The 20,651-nt window shown below is 71.2% G+C and carries 19 protein-coding genes; 8 read left to right on the plus strand and 11 right to left on the minus strand.

Annotation, left to right across the window (positions count from 1 at the left end; translation table 11 throughout):
* Window positions 1–83: 83 nt before the first annotated feature.
* Entirely contained in the window at window positions 84–545 is a 462-nt protein-coding gene (gene mntR / locus ACYCO6_RS13990) for a manganese-binding transcriptional regulator MntR (RefSeq protein ID WP_459772352.1), read from the minus strand.
* Between the two features lie 156 nt (window positions 546–701).
* On the opposite strand from mntR, the gene ACYCO6_RS13995 reads away from it, so the two are divergent.
* Window positions 702–2,030, plus strand: a complete 1,329-nt coding sequence (locus ACYCO6_RS13995) for an Nramp family divalent metal transporter (RefSeq protein WP_459772353.1) — start codon at window positions 702–704, stop codon at window positions 2,028–2,030.
* 9 nt (window positions 2,031–2,039) lie between these two features.
* Here the strand turns inward: ACYCO6_RS13995 and ACYCO6_RS14000 are convergent, their stop codons facing one another.
* The 3 genes from ACYCO6_RS14000 to ACYCO6_RS14010 all read right to left on the minus strand — a co-directional run bounded on the left by ACYCO6_RS14000 (window position 2,040) and on the right by ACYCO6_RS14010 (window position 6,141).
* On the minus strand, window positions 2,040–3,728 hold the full coding sequence (locus ACYCO6_RS14000) for a thiamine pyrophosphate-binding protein (RefSeq protein ID WP_459772354.1): 1,689 nt from the start codon (window positions 3,726–3,728) through the stop codon (window positions 2,040–2,042).
* Between the two features lie 127 nt (window positions 3,729–3,855).
* Window positions 3,856–5,046, minus strand: a complete 1,191-nt coding sequence (locus ACYCO6_RS14005) for an FAD-dependent oxidoreductase (RefSeq protein WP_459772355.1) — start codon at window positions 5,044–5,046, stop codon at window positions 3,856–3,858.
* 210 nt (window positions 5,047–5,256) lie between these two features.
* Window positions 5,257–6,141, minus strand: coding sequence for a LysR family transcriptional regulator (locus ACYCO6_RS14010; RefSeq protein ID WP_459772356.1), 885 nt, complete (start codon window positions 6,139–6,141; stop codon window positions 5,257–5,259).
* Between the two features lie 510 nt (window positions 6,142–6,651).
* Between ACYCO6_RS14010 and ACYCO6_RS14015 the strand changes: the two genes are divergently transcribed.
* Together ACYCO6_RS14015 and ACYCO6_RS14020 are read left to right on the plus strand one after the other, a co-directional pair.
* On the plus strand, window positions 6,652–7,926 hold the full coding sequence (locus ACYCO6_RS14015) for an HD domain-containing phosphohydrolase (protein WP_459773566.1): 1,275 nt from the start codon (window positions 6,652–6,654) through the stop codon (window positions 7,924–7,926).
* A 373-nt stretch (window positions 7,927–8,299) separates the two neighbouring features.
* Window positions 8,300–9,649, plus strand: coding sequence for an MFS transporter (locus ACYCO6_RS14020; protein ID WP_459772357.1), 1,350 nt, complete (start codon window positions 8,300–8,302; stop codon window positions 9,647–9,649).
* A gap of 150 nt (window positions 9,650–9,799) precedes the next feature.
* Here the strand turns inward: ACYCO6_RS14020 and ACYCO6_RS14025 are convergent, their stop codons facing one another.
* Together ACYCO6_RS14025 and ACYCO6_RS14030 are read right to left on the minus strand one after the other, a co-directional pair.
* Complete coding sequence (locus ACYCO6_RS14025) at window positions 9,800–10,510, minus strand: DUF1013 domain-containing protein (RefSeq protein ID WP_459772358.1); 711 nt, start codon at window positions 10,508–10,510, stop codon at window positions 9,800–9,802.
* A 165-nt stretch (window positions 10,511–10,675) separates the two neighbouring features.
* The gene (locus tag ACYCO6_RS14030; protein WP_459772359.1) at window positions 10,676–11,350 is read right to left on the minus strand and encodes a TetR/AcrR family transcriptional regulator; all 675 of its coding nucleotides are present in this window, start codon (window positions 11,348–11,350) and stop codon (window positions 10,676–10,678) included.
* Between the two features lie 77 nt (window positions 11,351–11,427).
* Between ACYCO6_RS14030 and ACYCO6_RS14035 the strand changes: the two genes are divergently transcribed.
* Window positions 11,428–12,633, plus strand: a complete 1,206-nt coding sequence (locus tag ACYCO6_RS14035; protein WP_459772360.1) for an HlyD family secretion protein — start codon at window positions 11,428–11,430, stop codon at window positions 12,631–12,633.
* Entirely contained in the window at window positions 12,630–14,207 is a 1,578-nt protein-coding gene (locus tag ACYCO6_RS14040; protein WP_459772361.1) for a DHA2 family efflux MFS transporter permease subunit, read from the plus strand. Before ACYCO6_RS14035 ends, ACYCO6_RS14040 begins: the two co-directional genes overlap by 4 nt.
* Window positions 14,208–14,220: 13 nt before the next feature.
* Here the strand turns inward: ACYCO6_RS14040 and ACYCO6_RS14045 are convergent, their stop codons facing one another.
* Window positions 14,221–15,264, minus strand: a complete 1,044-nt coding sequence (locus ACYCO6_RS14045) for an ABC transporter substrate-binding protein (protein ID WP_459772362.1) — start codon at window positions 15,262–15,264, stop codon at window positions 14,221–14,223.
* Between the two features lie 705 nt (window positions 15,265–15,969).
* A complete protein-coding gene (locus tag ACYCO6_RS14050; protein WP_459772363.1) occupies window positions 15,970–16,596 on the minus strand; it encodes a TetR/AcrR family transcriptional regulator in 627 nt (208 codons plus the stop codon).
* Between the two features lie 105 nt (window positions 16,597–16,701).
* On the opposite strand from ACYCO6_RS14050, the gene ACYCO6_RS14055 reads away from it, so the two are divergent.
* Together ACYCO6_RS14055 and ACYCO6_RS14060 are read left to right on the plus strand one after the other, a co-directional pair.
* The gene (locus tag ACYCO6_RS14055) at window positions 16,702–17,376 is read left to right on the plus strand and encodes a PspA/IM30 family protein (protein WP_459772364.1); all 675 of its coding nucleotides are present in this window, start codon (window positions 16,702–16,704) and stop codon (window positions 17,374–17,376) included.
* Between the two features lie 43 nt (window positions 17,377–17,419).
* Entirely contained in the window at window positions 17,420–17,695 is a 276-nt protein-coding gene (locus ACYCO6_RS14060; protein WP_459772365.1) for a YiaA/YiaB family inner membrane protein, read from the plus strand.
* A 39-nt stretch (window positions 17,696–17,734) separates the two neighbouring features.
* Here ACYCO6_RS14060 and ACYCO6_RS14065 read toward each other — a convergent pair whose 3' ends face one another.
* The 3 genes from ACYCO6_RS14065 to ACYCO6_RS14075 form a co-directional block, all read right to left on the minus strand.
* Entirely contained in the window at window positions 17,735–18,484 is a 750-nt protein-coding gene (locus tag ACYCO6_RS14065) for a hypothetical protein (RefSeq protein ID WP_459772366.1), read from the minus strand.
* Between the two features lie 232 nt (window positions 18,485–18,716).
* Complete coding sequence (locus ACYCO6_RS14070) at window positions 18,717–19,661, minus strand: ribose-phosphate pyrophosphokinase (protein WP_012318471.1); 945 nt, start codon at window positions 19,659–19,661, stop codon at window positions 18,717–18,719.
* Between the two features lie 174 nt (window positions 19,662–19,835).
* Window positions 19,836–20,063 carry a DUF4170 domain-containing protein gene (locus ACYCO6_RS14075; protein WP_459772367.1) on the minus strand — a complete coding sequence of 76 codons (228 nt, stop codon included), beginning with the start codon at window positions 20,061–20,063 and terminating at the stop codon, window positions 19,836–19,838.
* 177 nt (window positions 20,064–20,240) lie between these two features.
* On the opposite strand from ACYCO6_RS14075, the gene ACYCO6_RS14080 reads away from it, so the two are divergent.
* The gene (locus ACYCO6_RS14080) at window positions 20,241–20,648 is read left to right on the plus strand and encodes a hypothetical protein (protein ID WP_459772368.1); all 408 of its coding nucleotides are present in this window, start codon (window positions 20,241–20,243) and stop codon (window positions 20,646–20,648) included.
* The last annotated feature ends 3 nt before the right edge of the window (window positions 20,649–20,651 follow it).

The raw sequence follows: 20,651 nt of genomic DNA on the forward strand, positions 1-20,651 counted from the left end.
CAGACCTCCGTCGCGTCAGACCGGCCCGGCCGGGGCCGGTCGATGTCGCCCTGGCCTCCGGACGCGACGCGCGCCGCCGCCCATCACGTCCTCTCGTGCCGCTCCGCGAAGGCGCGGAAGGCCGCCAGGGTCTCGGCGCTGACGTGGTGCTCGATCCCCTCCGCGTCCCGCCGCGCCGTCTCGGGGCTGACCCCCAGCGCGCAGAGGAAGCGCTCGACGATCCGATGGCGCTCCCGCGCCTGGGCGGCGAGCCGGCGGCCGGCCTCGGTCAGGAAAACGCCGCGATAGGGCCGCTGCTGGACGAACCCGTCCTCGCACAGGCGCTTCAACATCTTGGCGACAGTGGGCTGGGCCACGCCGAGGCGCGCCGCGATGTCCACCTGCCGCGCCTCGCCGCCGTCGCCGATCAGGTCGTCGATCAGCTCGACATAATCCTCGACGAGTTCGGAGCGCCGGGCCTCCCGGGCCTGGCGGAAGCTCTCCACGTGCCGCTCCGGATCGACCAGCACGGTCTCGGGCGAGCCCTGCTCGGACGTTTCCTGCATCGGCTCTCCCTCTCGGCACGCACACGCCGCCCGGCCCTTGTCTAGCAAAAACCAGCGGTGGGAGGGGAGTCCCGCAGGGCAGGGATGTTCCCCCTTGAATCCCGCGGCCGCCGACCTGATTATAGCTTGGGCTATATCTTTGAGGAGAGGGTGAGCATGGTGGCGCCGAACGCCGCGACGGCCCCTGGGGGCGCTGCGCCCGGGGCGATGAGCCGGCGGACGGAGAGCGCCATCCGCGATGTCCTCGAAGGGCGAGCGGGCGGACGGGGTCGCTTCCTGCTGTTCGCGGGTCCCGCCGTGACGGCGTCGATCGCCTACATGGACCCCGGCAATTTCGCGACGAACATCCAGGCCGGCGCCCGCTACGGCTACGGCCTGCTCTGGGTGGTGCTGCTCGCCAACCTGACGGCGATGCTGTTCCAGGCGCTGTCGGCCAAGCTCGGCATCGTGACGGGCAAGAACCTCGCCGAGCATTGCCGGGACGCGACGAGGCGGCCGGTCCGCCTCGCCCTGTGGGGGATCAGCGAGGTCGCCGCCATGGCCACCGACTTGGCGGAGTTCCTCGGCGGCGCCATCGGCCTGTCGCTGCTCACCGGCATGCCGCTCATGGCCGGCATGGCGATCACCGCGGTGGTCACCTACGCGATCCTGCTCCTGGAGCACGAGGGTTTCCGGCCCCTGGAGATCGCCATCGGCGCGATGGTGGGCACGATCGGCCTCTGCTACGCGGTCGAGCTCCTGATCGCCCCGGTGGCCTGGGGCGAGGCCGCCAAGGGCCTCGTCACCCCGAAGATCCCGGACGCGGAGGCGCTCACCATCGCGGTCGGGATCATCGGCGCCACCGTGATGCCCCACGCGCTGTTCCTGCATTCGGGACTCACCCAGGGGCGGGGCAATCCCCGCACCGAAGCCGACCGGCGCCTGCTGGTACGCTACTCGAACCGCGAGGTGGTGGTGGCGCTGCTGCTCGCGGGCCTCGTCAACATGGCGATGGTGATCATGGCGGCGGCGGCCTTCCATGTCGGCCACAGCGAGGTGGCCGAGATCGGTGAGGCCTACCGCACCCTGACTCCGCTGCTCGGCCCGGCGGCCGGGGCGGCCTTCCTGGTGTCGCTCCTGGCCTCCGGGATCTCCTCCTCGGTGGTGGGGACGCTCGCCGGCCAGCTGGTGATGCAGGGCTTCACCGGCTGGCGCATCCCGCTCCTCGTCCGCCGGCTCGTCACCATGCTGCCGGCCTTCGTGGTGGTGGCGATCGGGATCGACCCGACGCGGGCGCTGGTCCTGTCCCAGGTGGTGCTGTCGCTCGCCCTGCCGGTCCCGATGGTCGCCCTGGTGGTGTTCACCCGGCGCAGGAGCGTGATGGGCCCCTTCGCCAACGGCCCGCTGACCCAGGCGGCCGCCGTGGCGGGGGCGGTCGTGGTGCTGGGCCTCAACGCGGTGCTGCTGGCGGCGGCTTTCGGGGCACCGGTGCCGGGGCTGGAGTGAGTGCCCCGCTCACGTCGACCGCACCACCACCTCCACGAGGTTGGCGCCCCCCGACCGGATCCCGGCCTCGATGGCCGGGGCGATGTCGGCGGCCCGGGTCACCCGCTGCGCAGGGACCCCCATCGAGGTGGCAAGTGCCAAAAAATCGATCCGCGGGTCGGTGAGGTCCATGGCGATGAAGCGGTTGGCGCGCACCGAGGCGTAGTGCGCCTGGCCCTTCATGAAGGACTTGAGGATGTTGTACTCGGCGTTGTTGATCACCACGAAGGTGACCGGCAGCTTCTCGTGTGCAGCGGTCCAGAGCGCCTGGGGCGAGTACATGGCCGCCCCGTCGCCGACCACGCAGACCACCGGCGCGCGGTCGAGCCCCAGCGAGAAGCCCACCGCGGCCGGCATGCCCCAGCCGAGCACGCCGCCGCGCATCGCCGCGTATTGATGGGCCGAGGGGCTGTCGAGGAAGGTGCGCAGGTGGGTCAGCGTCGCGGGCGCCTCGTCCACGATGGTGGTCTCGGCCCCGACCGCCCGGGCCACCTCGCGGGCGGCCACCAGCGGCGCGATCACCGGATCGTCGAAGGCCGCGTCGGCGGCGGCAGCGAGCCTCGCCCGCCGCTCGGCCCGCGCGGTCACGGCCTGGGCGCGCAGGTGCGCAAAAGCGTCGGCACGGTCGGCAAGGCGGGGGGCCAGCAGCGGCAGCAGGGCGTCCAGCGAGGCGCGGATGTCGCCCACCGTCGACAGGCAGGTGGCGTAGGTGCGCCCGAGGTCGCGCACGTCGGCCGAGAGCTGGAACACCTGCGTCCCCGACGGTACCGCCGAGACCTCCGAGTAGAGCACGGTGATCAGCGACTTGCCGCCCAGCGCGAACACCGCGTCGTAGCGCCCGAGGATGCCCGCGATGGCGTCGGCCCGGGTGGGCAGGTTGCCGGCCCAGAGCGGGTGCGCGGTGGGGAAGGGGATGTGGGCCGGCCAGGACGAGCCGTAGACCGGCGCCGCCACCAGATCGGCGAGCGCCACCATCTGCGCCGAGGCGTCCGAGGCGTCGATCTCGTCGCCGGCGATCAGGGCGAGGCGGCCGGGCGCGATGGCGGCAAGCCGCTCCGCCAGTCGGTCGAGGGAGCCCGCCACCGCCCGCTGGTCGATGGTCGAGGTCTCGCCCGCCGGCACGGCGGTCATCGCCTCCATCACGTCCATGGGCAGGGACAGGAAGACCGGGCCGGACGGGGCGGCAGCCGAATCGTGGAAGGCCCGGCGCAGCAGGATCGGGATCTGGTCCGGACTCGTCACCTCGCGCGCCCATTTCATCACCGGATCGGCGATGGCGACGAGGTCGCCCATCAGCAGCGGGTCGGTGAGCGCGTGGCGCAGGTCCTGCTGCCCGGCGGTGACCACCAGCGGCGTGCCCGAGACCTGGGAGTTGACGAGGCCGCCCATGGCGTGGCCGAGGCCGCCCGCCGTGTGCAGGTTGAGGAAGGCGGGCCGGCGGGCGCCCTGCGCGTAGCCGTCCGCCATGGCCACCGCGGTGGCCTCCTGCAGGGCCAGCACGTAGCTGAGGTCCGGCGCCTCGGTCAGCGCGTCGATGAGCGGCAACTCGGTCGTGCCGGGATTGCCGAAGATGTAGCGCACGCCCTCCGAGCGCAGCACCTCCACCAGCAGGTCGGCGCCCCGGCGGCGGCCAGCGGCCTCCACGGTCTCGATCGGCATGCCCAGCCCCCTCCGCGCCGTCGGAATCAGCCGGGAAGCTAAACCATGGACGCTCCGGGGCAATGCGGCGCGGCCGGCACCGCGTCCCGAAGGAAGACCGGCCCGCCGCCCGGGACGGGATCCGTCCCTACAGGCCGGCCTGCCGGAGGCCGAGCGCCAGGGCCGCCGAACGGGGCCCGTCCTTGGCGACGCGGACCGCCGTGCGGGCGACCCGGTTGCGCAGGCGCCGGGCCTGCCAGAGCGCACCGGTCTCCACGGCGAGGCCGCGGGCGTAGAGGCTGGTGCGCAGGCTCCGCGCATCGCAGGCCCGCTTGACCGGGTCGGCGTAGAACGCCACGATCTTGTCCCGGCCCATACCGGGGGTGGCCAGCCACGCCGGCACGTGGACCCGCGCCAGCCGGTCCGCATCGGTGAGGAGCTTGCCGATCCCGGTGCCGGGGATCGGGCAGGCGGTCTGGAAGGCGTCGCCGATCACCACCAGCCCGTCGCGCTCCACCCCCTCGGTCCGGGCGAGGTCGATCGGCCGGACCTCGGGCGGGTCGGCCACCGCGAGATCGGGGCAGTGGTGGGACAGGCGCGGCATCATGGCCCGCAAGGTCGCTTCGGGATCCCGGCGCAGCTCCGCGACCCAGGCCTCGCCGGGACCGCGGTAGCAGAACAGGTTGGCCCGCATCACGTCCCCGAGGGGAAACAAGGTCAGGTAGGCATCGCGGCCGCCGAACCGCTCGGAGAAGTAGGTCAGCGCCGGGAACGGAAAGTGCGCACGGGGCGCGGCCATGTCGAATCCCACGGCCAGCGAGTGCCGGGGGCTGAGCGCGCGCCGGGTGAGGCCGGCCTTGGCCTGCAGCGCCTGACCGAGGCCGGTGGCGAGGACCACGAGGCGCGCCTCGATCCGGCGCCCGTCGCTCAGGGTGAGCGCCTGACGCTCCGGCCCGAGGTCGAGATCCGCGACACGGCCGGGGATCAGCAGCCCCTCGGGCAGGGCCGCCCGGACGGCGCCGACCAGCACGGGGTAATGCGCCCCCCACTCGCGGGCGGCCTCCCGGTAGGCCAGCCGGCCGTAGCGGACCACCGCGACCTCCTCGGTGGCGGTGGTGCAGGCCGTCAGCGCCGGTCCGAAGCCGAGGCCCTCGAACAGCGCCATCTGGTCGGCCCCGAACTTCTCCGCCCGGAAGTCGCGCCGCGCCGCATCGCGACCGGCCTGGGCATCGATCAGCGCAACCCGGATTCCGGCCCGGGCCAGGGCCCCGGCCAGGCAACTCCCGGCCAGACCGGCTCCGATCACGGCAACGTCGAAAGGCTCGATCGAACGTTTCATGGCTTCAGCGCGAAAGATGGAACGGATCCCGCGGCGGGATCCGAGTGCAGGCGCGACCATAAAGGGCCGAGCCCAGGTCATCCGCAATGCACGTACGTAATTTTCGTTCGCCGGAAGCAGCAGCTTACACTTGGGACATGAAGTTTCCGAAGAAACACATCTTTCGAAGGACATGGTTAATCTCACTGGGACCGGATGCCGGTCCGGATCTCAGGCACGCAGCTGCGCCACGAAGGCCTGGATGAAGGGCGGCAGGCCGTCGACATCGCGCAGGCACAGCGTCAGGTCGCGCCGCGCCCAGGGGTCGGCGAGGGGCACCACCGCCAGGGCGAGACCCTGCGCCGCCCGGGCGGCCGCACTCTCGGGGAGGACCGCCAGCCCGACCCGGGCCTCGACCAGACGGCAGACGGCGTCGAAGTCGCGCAGCTGCACCCGCAGGCGCATCGGCCGCCCCGCGCGGACCGCCTGGGCCACGAGGAACCGGCTGATGGCGCTGCGACGGTCGAGGCCGACGAGATCGTGGCCGAGGACCTCGGCGAAGGGAATTGCGGCGCGCGCCGCCAGGGGATGGTCCCGGGCCGCCACGAGGACGAACCGGTCCTCCCGGAACGGGAAGGTCTGGAGGGATCCGGTATCCACCGTGCCGGAGAGGATGCCGAGATCGGCCGCCCCCTCGGCCACCAGCCCGACGATCTCCTCGGAGGTGCGCTCGTCGATCTCGACTCCGATCCCGGGATGCCCGGCCAGAAAGGCCGAGAGCGCGTCCGGCAGGAACTCGGTCAGGGCGTTGGTGTTGGCCAGCACCCGGATCTGACCGACCGCGCCGCCCGAGAAAGCCGACATCTCCTCGCGCAGGCGCTCCACCCCGGCCAGGACCTCCCGGGCCTGGACGAGGAGCGCGCGCCCAGCCGGGGTCGGGCTGACGCCCTGCCGCCCGCGGGTGAGGAGCGGAGCCCCGAGCGACTCCTCCATCAGCCGGATCCGTGTCGAGGCCGCCGCCAAGGCGAGGTTCGCCCGCGCCGCCCCGTGGGTGATCGAGCCGGCCTCGACCACGTGCCGGAACAGGCCGAGATCGGTGAGATCGAACCGCATCATCGCCCCGGCGCCTCCCGACACGCCGCCCGCGCCGACGCGCGGAGACCCGGGGCGGGCTGCGCCTCTTCCGTCCACCGCGTCGTGCTATCGCCTGACCGTAGCCTCGGCCTGCCCACGTGTCAGCGTCCCAGGGCGCCGATGCCGCGGCCGTATCAATCCTGTTCATAGCTCAGAAAATAAGCTCAGCCAGCCGTCATTATTATCTGCGGCTTCTCATGCCGAATCTTGCTGCCTTTCTGTCTCAATATCCAATTGAATTCCCTGGATACAAGTGTAAAATAGCATCATTAAAGACACAGAACGATCAAGAACATTGCGCAGATTATTTACTGAGCGTTAACTTGCAAGACTTCACTGCTTTTCAACGAGCACTGAAGACATGGAAATGGCGGCAACCTCTGTTCCTCTGCCGGCCAGCGCGCCGAAACGTGAGCGCCGGCAACGGCACGTCTCCGGGTCGGGCCGCCTGAACGCGCCGGGCGTGCCCGCGAGGCGATTCGCGAGCTCATGATGGACGCGCTCCTGGTTGACGACAGCCCGACCATGCGCCTGCGGCTGCGCCGGCTGCTGGAGGCCAAGCCGGACGTGAGCGTGACCGATCACGGCGATCCGGCCGCGGCGCTCGTCGAGGCGCAGATGCACGCCTTCGACCTCGTCCTGGTCGATTGCCACATGCCCGCCATGGATGGGATCGCCTTCATCCGGCACATGCGCACCATCCCGCACTACGCCCAGGTGCCGGTCGTAATGGTCACCAGCGACATCTCGGACGCGGTGCGGCTCGCCGCCCTGGATGCGGGAGCGACCGACTTTCTCGACAAGTCCATGCGGGGCGTCGAGCTGACCGTGCGGCTGCGCAACATGATCCGGCTCGCCAAGGCGGTGCGGCGGCTGGCCGAGCAGGCAGCCTGGCTCGACGGCGCGGCGGAGGCCGCCCTGCGCCATATGCGCGAGCGCGAGGAGGAGATCATCTTCCGCCTGGCTTTGGCCGTCGAGTACCGCGACAGCGACACCGGCGACCACACGTGGCGGGTGGCCCGCTACAGCCAGATCGTGGCCGAGGGGCTCGGGCTCGCCCCGGATTTCTGCCGCAACCTCTATCTCGCGGCGCCGCTGCACGATGTCGGGAAGGTGGGCATCTCGGACGGCGTCCTGCTGAAACCGGGCCGGCTCGACCCGGACGAGTTTGCCCTGATCAAGACGCATACGGCCATCGGCAAGCGCATCCTGGGCGGCAGTGCATCGCCGCTGATCCGCCTCGCCGCCGAGATCGCTGAATCGCATCACGAGAAATGGGACGGCAGCGGCTACCCGGGAGGTCTCTCGGGCACCGAGATCCCGCTGGCGGACCGGATCGTCGCTGTGGCGGACGTGTTCGACGCCCTGACCACGCAGAGGCCCTACAAGGAGGCGATGTCCTTCGAGGCGGCGCTGGCCTGCATCCGCGCCGAGAGCGGCCGCCATTTCGACCCCGCCTGCGTCGAGGCCTTCTGCGCGCGCTGGCCGGACGTCCTCGTCGCCGGCGGGCGGGAACAGGGCACGATCCGGCCGCGTGCCGGACCGGTCACCGAGCCCTGGGCGCGGGTTCCCACCCTGTTGCGCGAGATCGCCGCCGAGGTCCCCGACTCGACGGGATGGCTCGTCAGCGATCCGAACGCCCTCATGGCCGAGGAACCGGGAACGCCGAAACGGATGCCGGCCGCGATCCGCGCGGCCGTGCGGATCGCGAGACGATCGGGCGGTCGAGAGTGTGCCCAGTCCGGGAGCGCGGTCCGGCCCGGATGACGCGCGGGCGGACGATGCTCTCCTCCACGCCCCGATGCGCATCGTCCACACGCCCGAGCCGGCCCGGCACGATCCCGAACGTTACCGGCGGGCCCGTGCGGATTCCGCCGGCGGAATCCGCTTTCCTCAACGACAGCGCCGTCGCGGCCGCCCGGATGCTGACCGCCACCGGGCCGCCGGTGGTGGTCCTCGACGTCGACACCCGATTGCAACGCGATCGGGCACGGCTCTCAACCGGATGCCGGAGCGCGATCCGAACGCCGCGACGCGAATGTGACCGCCGGGCGCTCGACAGGCGCCGACACGGCGCGGGCGACCTGTATACCGGGACGGGAAGGGCGCCGCGGGCGCGCCCGGGAGGAAGGATTAAGCGATGGTCGCGGGTGACGTCCGGCTGCGCGAGACCGCCAGCGCCCCCTGGTACGCGGGTCTCACCCCGCGGCACTGGCGCATTCTCTGGGGCAGCTATCTCGGCTGGATCTTCGACGGCTACGAGGCGGTCGCCCTCGTCTACGCCCTGCGCCCGGCGCTCGCCTCGATCCTCACCCCCGAGCAGGCCCAGGCGCCCGCCTCCTACGTGGGGCTGGCCATCGGCATCACGCTGCTCGGCTGGGGTCTCGGCGGCCTGATGGGCGGGATCGCCGCCGACTATATCGGCCGCAAGCGCATGATGATGATCTCCATCCTGGGCTACGCGATCTTCACCGGGCTGACGGCGTTTGCCGGGAGCTTCACGCAGCTCGCGGTCCTGCGGTTCATCACCGGGCTCGCCATCGGCTCGGAATGGTCCACCGGCATCGCCCTCGTGGCCGAGACCTGGCCGAACCGGGCGCGACCCAAGGGCTGCGGCTTCCTGCAATCGGGCTTCGGCGGCGGCGCGGTCCTGGCCGCCATCGTCTGGGCGTTGCTCGCCGCCACGGAGCCGCTCGGCAAGGAGTCCTGGCGGATCATGTTTGCGCTCGGCGCGCTCCCGGCCTTCGTCTGCCTGTACCTGCGGCGGGCGCTGGAGGAATCCGAGCAGTGGATGCAGGCCCTGCGGGAGCAGCGCTGGGCGGCCACCGCCGAGGATGCCGGCCACGCCCCGCACGCCGCGCAGCGCCCGTTCACGCTGGCGGAGATCGTCCGCGAGCCCGAGAGCCGCCGGCGGGTGCTGCTGGCCACCACCCTGTCCTTCGCCACCACGGTCGGCTGGTGGGCGGTTTCGTCCTGGCTGCCGGCCTACACGGAGGGGCTCGCCAAGGCCGCGGGTGAGCCGGCCAATCTCTGGGGCCCGCGCATGGGCATCATCTACAATGTCGGGGCGATCACCGCCTACGTGATCTCCGGCTTCGTGGCCGACGCGATCGGGCGCCGCGCCTTCCTGCTCGTCACCTATATCGGCTGCATCATCACCTCGCTCGTCTGCTATCTCTGGACGGGCGGGCTGGTGCCGTTCATGGGGCTCGCCTTCCTGAACGGGTTCTTCACCCTGGGCTTCGCCTTCTCGTGGATGGCGATCTACCTCGTGGAGCTGTTCACCCCGGCGGTCCGGGCAACGGCGGCGAGCTTCGTGTTCAACGGCGCGCGACTGATCGCCTGGATCTTCCCGATCATCGCCGGGCAGATCGTCACCTCCTTCGGGGGCGTGGCCGCGGCGGCGCTGACCCTGTCGAGCGTCTACGTCATCGGGCTCGTCGTGCCCTGGTTCATGCCGGAGACCACAGGAAAGCCGTTGCCGGAATAAACCGATCCGCGCTCCGCCACGTCGGTGGCCGGCGCAGTCAGGCTCGGCCAGACGTGATGCGGGCCCCCTCTCCGGCGAGGAGAGGGGGCCCGCATCCTGCACAAGCCACCGTCTTGACCCGCCCGTCCAAGGGTGGGGCGGATCGCCGGATTACTCCTCGTCGTCCTCGTCGTGGTGCCGGCCCTTGAGCTTGGCGAAGACCGAATCGGCATCGAGCCGCTCCTCGCGGCCGCCGTGATCGTCCTCGTGCTCCCGGTCGTGCTCGTCGCGGGCCGTGGAGACCTCCGTCGGCAGCAGCGAGGCGCCGGACTCGGCCGCCACCGCCGCCGGCCGGTCGGCCGCGGCGCGCTGGACCTCGAAATCGAGATTGATCTGGGTGGTAAGGCCCAGGGTCACCGGGTCCATCGGCTGGAGCGAGCCCGAATTCCAGTGGGTGCGCTCGCGGATCTGCTGGATCGTCGCCTTGGTGGTCCCCACCAGGCGGATGATCTGCGAATCCTTCAGCTCCGGGTGGTTGCGCAGCAGCCACAGGATGGCGTTCGGCCGGTCTTGGCGGCGCGAGAGCGGCGTGTAGCGCGGCCCCTTGGTGGTGCGCTTCACCTCCGGCAGCTTCACCTTCGACACGGCGGGCTTCAGCTTGTAGTGCGGCGCCTTCTGGGCCTTCTCGATCTCGTCGCGGGTGAGCTGGCCGGTGGACACCGGATCGAGCCCCTTGATGCCGGCCGCGACCTCGCCGTCGGCGATGCCCTTCACCTCCAGCGGGTGCAGCTTGCAGAAATCGGCGATCTGCTCGAAGGCCAGGGAGGTGTTCTCGACCAGCCACACGGCGGTCGCCTTCGGCATCAGCGGACCTTGGGACATGTCTCTCGTGCTCCGGCCTGGCGGGACGGGGGCCGGGCATCGGGCCGCGGGCTCCGGATGACCGATCCGGACGTCCCGTCTCACGCTGTCGAATGGGGATAGACCTATATAGGCCCGGGCGGGGAGGGGCGCAATCGCGGGTTGGGCTGAACGGCCGCCAATCCGTCAGCGGGGACGGACCCCGTCGAGGAACAGCCGCACCGCCGCCTGCCGCCGCCGCTCCTGCGTCTCCGGGTCGGTCGCGATGCCGTAGAGGGCCGCCTGGGAAGACCGGCCGAGGACGAGGCTGAGGAACAGGTCGGCCGCGATCTCCGGGTCGGCCACGGCGATCCGCCCGCGCCGGGCGAAGACCGCGAGCAGCTGCGCCACGGCGCGCACGCCCCGCAGCCAGCCCTCCTCGTGGGCGAGGCGGGCGAGGTCCGGGAATTGCAGCGCCTGGGCCACGAGGTTGCGCTTGAGCATCGCCGCGCCCGGCGACTGCCCATGGGCCAGCAGGGTGCGGCTCAGGTCGTGCAGGGTCGCCTCGACGTCGTCGGTCCCGGCCTGCGCCGCCTGGGCCTCCGCGGCGGCGGCGAGCGGCGCGAGCCAGGCGGCGATCCGCTCGCGCAGCACCGCTTCGAACAGCGCCCGCTTGTCGCGGTAGCGCGCGTAGACCGTCGGCTTGCTCATCCCGGCGGCCTCGGCCACCGCGTCGATGGAGGTGGCGTCGAAGCCGCGCTCCATGAACAGGGTCGTCGCGACGGCGATCAGGTGCGCCTCGCGTCGGGCCGCCTCCGCGCGGGTCGGCCGGCCGCCCCGCCGCTGCCCCGCCTCCGCCCGCTCGATCTCCGTGACCGTCACCCGCGATCCTCCTTGCCTGAAACCGCAGCTCGCATTATCAATACGATACCGTACCGTTTTGATTTTGGCTACACCCGATGGACGCACGTCGCAGCGACAGCTTCAAGAGCGCCGACCCGGTCGCGGGCGGCGTTGCGGCACCCGCCGCGTCGCTCAGCCCCACGACGAAGTCGCGCCGCGGCCGGGCCCGGATCGTCCTGCCCCTGGCGGGCCTGCTGGCGCTCGGAGGGGCGGGAACCTATGGCTGGCATTGGTGGACCATCGGGCGCTTCCTTGAGACCACCGACGACGCCTACCTCCAGTCCGACAAGGTCACGGTGGCGCCGCGCATCGCCGGCATCGTCGCGGAGGTGATGGTCGGCGACAACCAGCCGGTGAAGGCCGGCGACGTGATCGCCCGGCTCGACGACCGGTCCTACCGGGTCCAGCTCAAGCAGGCTGAGGCCGAGGTCGAGAAGGATAAGGCGCAGATCCTGGGCGTCGCCTCGGCGATCATCCAGCAGCAGGCGCAGGTCGCCTCGTCGAAGGCCGACCTCGCCAATGCCGAGGCCGCGCTCACCTTCGCGCAGCAGGAATACGCCCGCTACCAGAACCTGCTGCAGACGGGCTCGGGCACGGTGCAGCGCCAGCAGCAGGCGGATTCCGATCTGCGCCAGCGCCACGCCGCCCGCGACAAGGCCGCCGCCTCCCTCGACGCCGCGCAGAAGCAGATCGACAGCCTGAAGGCCCTGGAGGCCAGCACCCGGGCGAGCCTGGAGGGCGCCGAGGCCAAGGTCGAGGGGGTGAAGCTCGACCTCAGCTACGCCACCATCGTGGCCCCGATCGACGGCGTAGCGGGCGACCGGGCGCTGCGGATCGGGCAGGTCGTCTCCCCCGGCACCGGGCTCCTGACTCTCGTGCCCATGGGCCGCGACATCTACCTCGTGGCGAACTTCAAGGAGACGCAGACCGGGCACATGGTCGAGGGCCAGCGCGTCACCTTCACGGTGGACGCTTTCGGCGACCATGAATTCGAGGGCCGGATCGAGAGCTTCTCACCGGGCACCGGCTCGCAATTCGCCCTGCTGCCGCCTGAGAACGCCACCGGCAACTTCACCAAGGTGGTGCAGCGCGTGCCCGTGCGCGTCGCCCTGGACGCGTCCGACCCGCTGGTCGCCCGCCTGCGTCCCGGCCTGTCGGTGGAGGCCACGGTCCACACCGCCGACCCGGTGGAGCCGGTGGATCCCGCCCGCCGCCGGCCGAGGCCCGCCCCGGCGCTGGTCAGCGAAGCCCTGCCCCGATGAGCCCGGTGCCGGCCGTGGCCGTGCCCGAGGCGAAGGCGAGCGCCCGGGACTGGCTCGCCGTGTTCGGCGCGATCCTCGGCGCCTTCACGGCGATCCTCGACATCCAGATCACCAACGCGTCGCTCGCCGACATCCAGGGGGCGCTCGGCGCCTCCACCGAGGAGGGGAGCTGGATCTCCACCGCCTACCTGATGGCCGAGATCATCGTGATCCCGCTCACCGGCTGGCTGTCCTCGGTGATCGGCCTGCGCCGCTACCTCGCGGTGAACACCATCCTGTTCACCGCCTTCTCGCTGGCCTGCGCGCTGTCGACGACCCTGAGCCAGATGATCCTGTTCCGGGCCGGCCAGGGCTTCACGGGCGGCGTGCTGATCCCCACCGCGATCGTGATCGTGCGCACGCGGCTGCCCAAGAGCCAGCAGGCGATCGGCATCGCCATGTTCGGGCTGACCGCGACCTTCGCGCCGGCCATCGGCCCGACGGTCGGCGGCTGGCTCACCGACAACCTGTCCTGGCACTACATCTTCTACCTGAACCTGATCTTCGGTCCGATCGCGGCCGCGATCCAGCTCGGCGCCTTCGAGGCGGCGCCGGCCCGCTGGGGCGAATTGCTCAAGGGCGACTGGATCGGCATCGGCCTGATGGCGACGGGCCTGCCGGCCCTGACCTTCGTGCTGGAGGAGGGCCAGCGCAAGGACTGGTTCGGCTCGCCGGTGATCGTCGAGGCGAGCTGGCTCGCGGCGGCCGGCATCGCCGGGTTCATCGTCCGCGAGCTGACGGCTTCCAAGCCCTTCATCAACCTGCGGGTGCTGGCCAACCGCTCGGTCGGCGGCGCCTGCGTGCTGATGACCGTGCTGGGCGCGGTCTCGTACGGGTCGATCTACATCATCCCGGTCTACTGCGCGCAGATCCAGGGCTACAACGCCCAGCAGATCGGCTACGTGGTGATGTGGTCGGGCCTGCCGCAGCTGCTGCTGTTCCCGATGATGCCGCTGATCATGCGCGCCGTGGACGCGCGGCTCCTCGTAGTCACCGGCACGCTGTTCTTCATCGCGAGCTGCTGGATCAACGTGGGCCTCACCCACGACGTCGGCGCCGACCAGCTGATCCTGCCGCAGATCATGCGGGCCATCGGCCAGCCGCTGTTCACGATCCCGCTCTCGCAGCTCTCGACGGCCGGCCTCGCGCCCCGCGACACCGCGGACGCCTCGGCGCTGTCGAACATGATGCGCAACCTCGGCGGCTCGATCGGCATCGCCATGCTGTCGACCATGATCGACCGGCGGGAGCACTTCCACTTCTCGATGCTGGCCGAGGCGATCACCGTCAACGCCACCCGCACCCAGGACCGGCTCGCGGCGCTGGCGGCCGGGATGCACGCCCGCATCGCCGACCCGCTGGCCGCCAAGGGCGTCGCGCTGGGCCAGCTCGCCGCCCAAGTCCGCCGCGAGGCCTATGTCATGGCCTACGCGGACGGGTTCTGGCTGGTGGGGGTGAGCCTCGTGGCGAGCCTCGCGGTGGTGGCGATCCTCAGGAAGCCGCAGCGCGCCGCCGGGCCCGTGGAGGCGCACTGACCGGCCGGGGGGCCTACTTCCCCGGCCGGTTGTGGACGATCGGGAAGAACGTGTCTTTCCAGTCCTTGGGCTCGGCCTTGATGGTCTTCATCGCGTAGAAGTGCCGGGCCTGGAGCATGATGCCGTAGGGGGTGGTGGAGAAGTTCGTCCCCGGCTCCTTCATGATCTCGACCAGGGTCTCGGGGGGCGTCTTCTCGTTGGTGGCCGCCACGTAGTCCTTGGCCGCCTGGAGCGGGTCCTTGGCGATCTCGGCATTGGCCTCGTCGATGGCGGCCACGATGGCGGCGGCGAGCTTGGGGTTGCGATTGTACCAGCCGGTCCGGGCGTAGAAGATCGCGTTGCTCACCGGCTCGCCCACCAACTCGTAGGAGTTCAGCACCTTGTGGATCGCCGGATCCTGCAGCTCGCGCTGCTGGAACGGCGGCAGCGAGAAGTGGCTGTTGACCTCGTTGTGCGGGCTCGCCAGCGCCGCCACAGCATCAGGATGGCCGAGTTGGACGGTGAGCGGGTCGAGCTTGGTCGCGTTCTCGGGCCCGAAGGCCTTCTTGGCGGCGATCTGGAGCAGCACCGCCTGCGAGGAGACCTTCACGGATGGCAGCGCGATCTTGTCCTTGCTGGAGAAGTCGCTGAGCGTCTTCACGTCCGGGTTGCGGGTCAGCAGCAGCATCGGCGTCGAGCCGACGCCGCACAGGCCTTTCACGTCGCCCCGCGTCCGGTCGTTGAGTAGCAGCATGTTGGTGGAGCCGCTGTCGACGATGTCGATGTTGCCCGACAGGAGCGCGTCGTTGCCGGCCGCACCGCTGGTGAGGTTCACCCACTCCACCGTGACGTCCCCGAGGCCCGCCGCCTTGGCGTGCTTCTCGATCAGCTTGTGCTGCTCGGCGAGCACAGCCGGGAGGTAGACGAAGCCCGGCTGCCGGCTGATCCGGACCTTGGAATCGTCGGCCCGGGCGGGGAGGGTGAGGGCCAGCCCGGCCAGCACGAGGGCCGCCGGCCCCGCCCGAAAGAGGCGGCGGCAGTTCCGCAGAATCGAGCCCGTCCGCGACGCACGCACCATGACGCTTCTCCCTGTGGCCCGGCGGCTTCCGGTTCGAGGCCGGGCTTTTTGTTGGCGCCGGAGTGGACAGGCTTGAGCGCACGCGCGCAAGGGCCGGATCCTGCCTCCACGATCCGCTAGCGTGAAAGCGTCACAGTTTTCACAACCTGAAATCATCATCGCCTGGGGCGCGGATGAGGATCGGCATTGTGGTGGTTCGGGGATCGGCCTCTTCAGCCTGAAGGGGCAGGTCGAGCAGGACCGGATGACCGAGACCCGCAACCCGGCGGACGTGACCCACGGGGTGGAAGCCGCCATGGGGCACAGGGCGCGTCCGAGACCATCGCCGATCTGCGCCTGGGCGCCGGCGAGACCGGGACGCCCTCCGAGCAGGTGCTCACGACCGCGTGCGGCCTCACCCGGGGCTCGACGCGTTCGGCCAAGCTGTCCGGGTGTTCCTGGCGGAGGTCAAGGCGACCTGAGGCGGGGTGGACTGGCGCAGGGCCGCCGTCCCGGCCTGCAGGCCCCTCCAACCCATCCCCCTCATCCTGAGGTGCCGGAGCGCAGCGGGGGCCTCGAAGGCGTCGTCCAGGGATCGCGGCGCCTTCCGGAGCCCTCCTTCGAGGCCCGCTGACGTGGGCATCTCAGGATGAGGGGGTGGATGGATTAAGGCCGCGCCAGCGGTGGGCCCAGCTCCGACGCCGCTTTCGTGGTCCTCGCGGACGCTCAGCTCTCCGCGAAGCCCCGCACCACCGCGCGCACCAGGGCGTCGATCATCGGGCGCACGTCGCCCGCCCCGAGCGGCCCGAGACTCCCGAGATCGGCCAGGTATGTCATGCCGTGGACGCTGGACCAGAGCGCTCGGGCCATGACGGGGATCTCCGCCTTGGGGAGCCGGCCTCCGTCGCGCAGCACGCCTTCCAGGATCTCGAACAGGGCCGCGATATCGGCCTGGACCGAGTCGGGGGCCGCCACGGTGCGCCGCTCGAAGATCGCCGCCCAGGCGGCGTGGTTTTCGGCCGCGAAGGCCAGGTAGGCGTCGGCCAGGCACAGGAGCCGGTCATCGGTCTCCCGAGACGGGCAGGCGGCAAGCGCGTCCGTCAGGGCGTCCCGCAGGCGGCGCATGGTGATGGCATTCGCCTCCAGCCGCAGAACTTCCAGGCTGTCGAACTGCGTGTAGACCGAGCCGACCGCGGTGCCGGCCCGCTCCGCGATATTGCGGGCCGTCAGGCCCCCCGAGCCGACCTCGTTCAGGATCGCCACCGCGGCCTCGATCAGCGCTCGGCGATCGGCGGCCCGGTCGGTCTGCCCCTTCCGCGGGCGGCCCCGCATCTTTTTTTGAACACTGTTCATTTTATCCCTTGCGCCACGCTTCGCGCTGTGATTGCTTGTTTCGTGAACGGCGTTCAAAAAATTCTGGACGGGATCCGGAGCGCCGTCTCCGCGAGGTGAACCGTGATGAGGACCCTCTCCATCCTGATGCGGGGCGTGGTCGCCGACAACGCGCAGGCGATTCATGACGCGCACGCTGTGACGATCCTGCGCCAGCAGATCCGGGACGCGGCGGGCGCGCTGGCCACAGCCCGGCGCGAACTCGCCGTCGCCATGGCCTACCACGCCGCCGAGGCGCGCGCGCTGGACGCGATCGGCGCCCGCATCGGCTCCCTCTCAGACGGCGCGCGCCGGGCGCTCGCCGACGGACGCGAGGATCTCGGGCGCGAGGCCGCCGGCCTCATCGCGGCCCTGGAGGACGAGCGTGCCGACCGGCGGGCCGCCGCGGGCCGCTTTGCCGCCGAGGTCGAGCGGCTGAAGCGCCTGGTGGCCCAGGGCGGCGAGCGGCTGCGGGATCTCGACCGCGGGCTCCAGACCGCCCGCACCATCGAGGCCCTGCGGCGGGCGGGGCTCGAGGGGCGCCGGGTCACGGCTTTGTCGGCCGGGGCGCTCGGGGAGGCCGAGCGGACGCTGGCGCGCCTGCGCGAGCGCCAGACCGCCGAGGCGGATGTCGCCGCCGCGCTGGCGGAGCTGGAGATCCAGGCTGCGGCCGGGATCGAGGCCGATCTCGACGCCGCCGGCTACGGCCGCTCCCGCACGGACCCGCGGGCGGTGCTCGACCGCCTCAGGGCGCAGGCCTGAGCGCGTCCCCCGATTCTCACCCGTCACCCGAGGAGTACGACCGATGACACCGCAGATGCCCCATACCGCCGCCTGGAAGACCTTCACGCTGGTCAGCTTCGCCGCGGCCGCCGCCATGCTGGCGCTCGGGATCTTCTTCCTGCCCGCGGATATCTGGATCAAGGGCTACCTCGCCATGGCGGCGATCTTCCTCACGGGCACGACCTTCACGCTGGCCAAGACCCTGCGCGACGAGCACGAGGCGAACCGGCTGATCAACAAGATCGAGGATGCCGCCGCCGAGCGCGTCCTGCGGGAGGCCGTGCCGGGTCGGCTCTGAGGCGGGGATGCCGGGCGGCCGGCTCGCCGGCCGCCGGGTTCAGCTCCCTTCCGCCAGGAACCCCGCCACGGTCTTCGAGAATTCCGGCGTGCGCAGGTAGCCGTAGGATTTGTGCCGGTTCTCGCCGCCGTCCGGCCTCCGGTAGGCGTTGATAACCGGGACGTCCCGGACCCGCACGCCGTCGGCGTTCGGCGCATAGATGTCGGCGAGGTCGTCGCCCACCGTGGCGATGTCCTGCCGGTCCATCAGGTTGGTCCAGGCGGTGAGCGCGGCCGGCACCCGCAGATCGCCGTGTTCGCCGGCGAGCTTCAGCTTCAGCTCGGCGAGCCCCAGGGGAGAACCCAGCGTGACCAGGGCACAGCGGGGCAGCGGCGTCCCGTCCGCCTCGGCGGCGCGCAGGACGTCGTAGGCGATCAGGCCGCCCATCGAGTGTGCGGCGATCAGCACGTCGCAGCCCTTGGCCTCCCGCAACGCCGCGCCCAGGCGTCTGCGGGCCGCCTCCCGGAAGGCCGCGTCCTCGTAGTAGCCCCAGAGGTCGTCGAGGCGGTATTCCAGGATCAGGTCGTCCACCGGGGTCAGCCCGGCGGCCTCCTGCAGGTGCGAGAGGCCGCGATAGATCCGGTCGCTGAGGGTCGGCTCGGCGGCCTCGGGATCGCCCGCGGGGGAGGGGAACGGCCCGAGGCCGTGATCGGGCCTGTACGGCTCGCGGTTGCGGTCCCCGGAGAGCGGCTGCTCGTAGCGCAGGTCGGCCCAATAGACGAACGCGAAGGGCAGGTCGGCCTCGGTCATCCGGAGGCCGAGATTGCGGTCGAGCCCCTCGCCAATCGCGGCGCGCCACCACGCCGATTTCTCGTCGCGCGGCGGCTTGTTGGCCAGCCCGTGGATGCCGATGATGCGCGCCCGACTCAGTGTCCGCTCCCAGACCGAACGCCTTCCGGCTGGGCAAGATAGGGCCCTCCCGCGCGGACGGAACTGCGGCTAAGTCTCCGGGTGGATCTCGGGCGGCGCGCCCGCGCTGGGCTCAGTCGAACAGGCTGGAGACGCTGGATTCCGTCGCCGTGCGCCCGATCGCCTCGCCGAGCAGCGGCGCGATGGTCGCCACCCGGATGTTGCGGGCGAGCTTGACCGCCTGGGTCGGCTGGATCGAGTCGGTGATCACCAGCTCCTTCATCCGCGAGGCGGCGATGCGGGAGACCGCGCCGCCCGAGAGCACCCCGTGGGTGATGTAGGCCGAGACGTCCTTGGCGCCGGCATTGAGCAGCGCCTCGGCGGCGTTGACCAGGGTGCCGCCCGAATCGACGATGTCGTCCACGAGGATGCAGGAGCGGCCCTCGACCTCGCCGATGATGTTCATCACCTCGGACTCGCCCGGACGCTCCCGGCGCTTGTCGACGATGGCCAGCGGGCAGTCGATCCGCTTGGCGATGGCCCGCGCCCGCACCACGCCGCCGACGTCGGGCGAGACCACCATCCGGTCGGCGCTCGGCAGCCGCTCCTTGATGTCGCGCACCATCACGGGGGCGGCGAACAGGTTGTCGGTGGGGATGTCGAAGAAGCCCTGGATCTGGCCGGCATGGAGGTCGAGGGTCAGGACGCGGTCGGCGCCCGCCTCGGTGATGAGGTTCGCCACCAGCTTGGCCGAGATCGGGGTGCGGCCCGAGGTGCGCCGGTCCTGCCGAGCATAGCCGAAGTAGGGGATCACCGCCGTGATGCGCCGGGCCGAGGACCGGCGCGCGGCGTCGATCATGATCAGCAGTTCCATCAGGTGGTCGTTGGCCGGGAACGAGGTCGACTGGACGATGAACACGTCCTCGCCGCGCACGTTCTCCTGCAGCTCGACGAAGATCTCCATGTCGGCGAAGCGCCGGACCATGCACTTGGCCAGCGGCAGTTCCAGATAGGCGGCGATCGCCTCGGCCAAGGGCCGGCTGGCATTACCGGCGATGATCTTGATCGAGGATTTCATGGGCGGCCGCTCACTCGCGGCCGGACTTCCCGCCGCGCTCCGAATACCGGTCCCTGGAGACCGGAACGATCCGATGACGGGCGAGGCTCTTAGCAGCGGGCAGGAAGTGTCACAATGCCTTCACGCGGCCTTCACGGCTGCGCCGCACCGGAACGCTGTCCCCGCGCAGGGGGCCTACGGCTCCAGCAGCCGGTGCAGGTGGACCACGAAGTAGCGCGTCTGCGCGCTATCGACGGTGGCCTGCGCCTTGGCCCGCCAAGCGGCCTGGGCGGAGGCGTAATCCGGGAAGATGCCGACGATGTCGAGATTCTTGACGTCCCGGAACCGGACGCCGTCGAGATCCTGCAACTCGCCGCCGAAGACCAGGTGCAGCTTCTGGTCGCTGTCGATCGCCGTCGCCATGGCCACTCCTCAACTGTCGCCCGCGGCGCTCGCAAATGGCGGGCCTGCGGTCAAGCCGGAATGGCCGCAGCCGAGCCTTGACGCTTGCGCAGGCCTCCGGGAGGGCCATGGACCCGCCGGGGGCGCGGCCATGCGGCGGCTGCGAAGGCCACGCGGCCTCATGCTAGGGAGCCGGGCATGACTCGCAGGCTTCTCCGCATCTTTGCCCTGGCGCTCGGCCTCTCCGCAATACCGGCGCTGGCCCAGCAGGCGCCCCGGGCGCCGGGCCGGGCCACGCCCGAGAAGGGCGGCCAGGACAAGGGCGGGCCCGACCGGCGCGGCGGGCCGCCGGTGATCGGATGCCCGTCGCTGGCCAATTACCGGATGCTGATGCGCGCCGGCGCCCAGGCTGCCGCCGCGCAGCTCGCCGATCCGAAGGCGGACCATCTCGGCTGCACGGCGCTGCCGCGCGCGGAGATCACCGGCATCGTCGACCGGGTATCGCTGGGCGGCCAGAGCTACGATTGCGCCGGCGTGCGGGGCACCACGGCCTGCCACTGGATCGAGGCCGGGGCGGCCGGCCACCCGGCTCCGGCCAGGCGCTGACGC

It is taken from the genome of Methylobacterium sp. CM6257, from assembly GCF_054611515.1.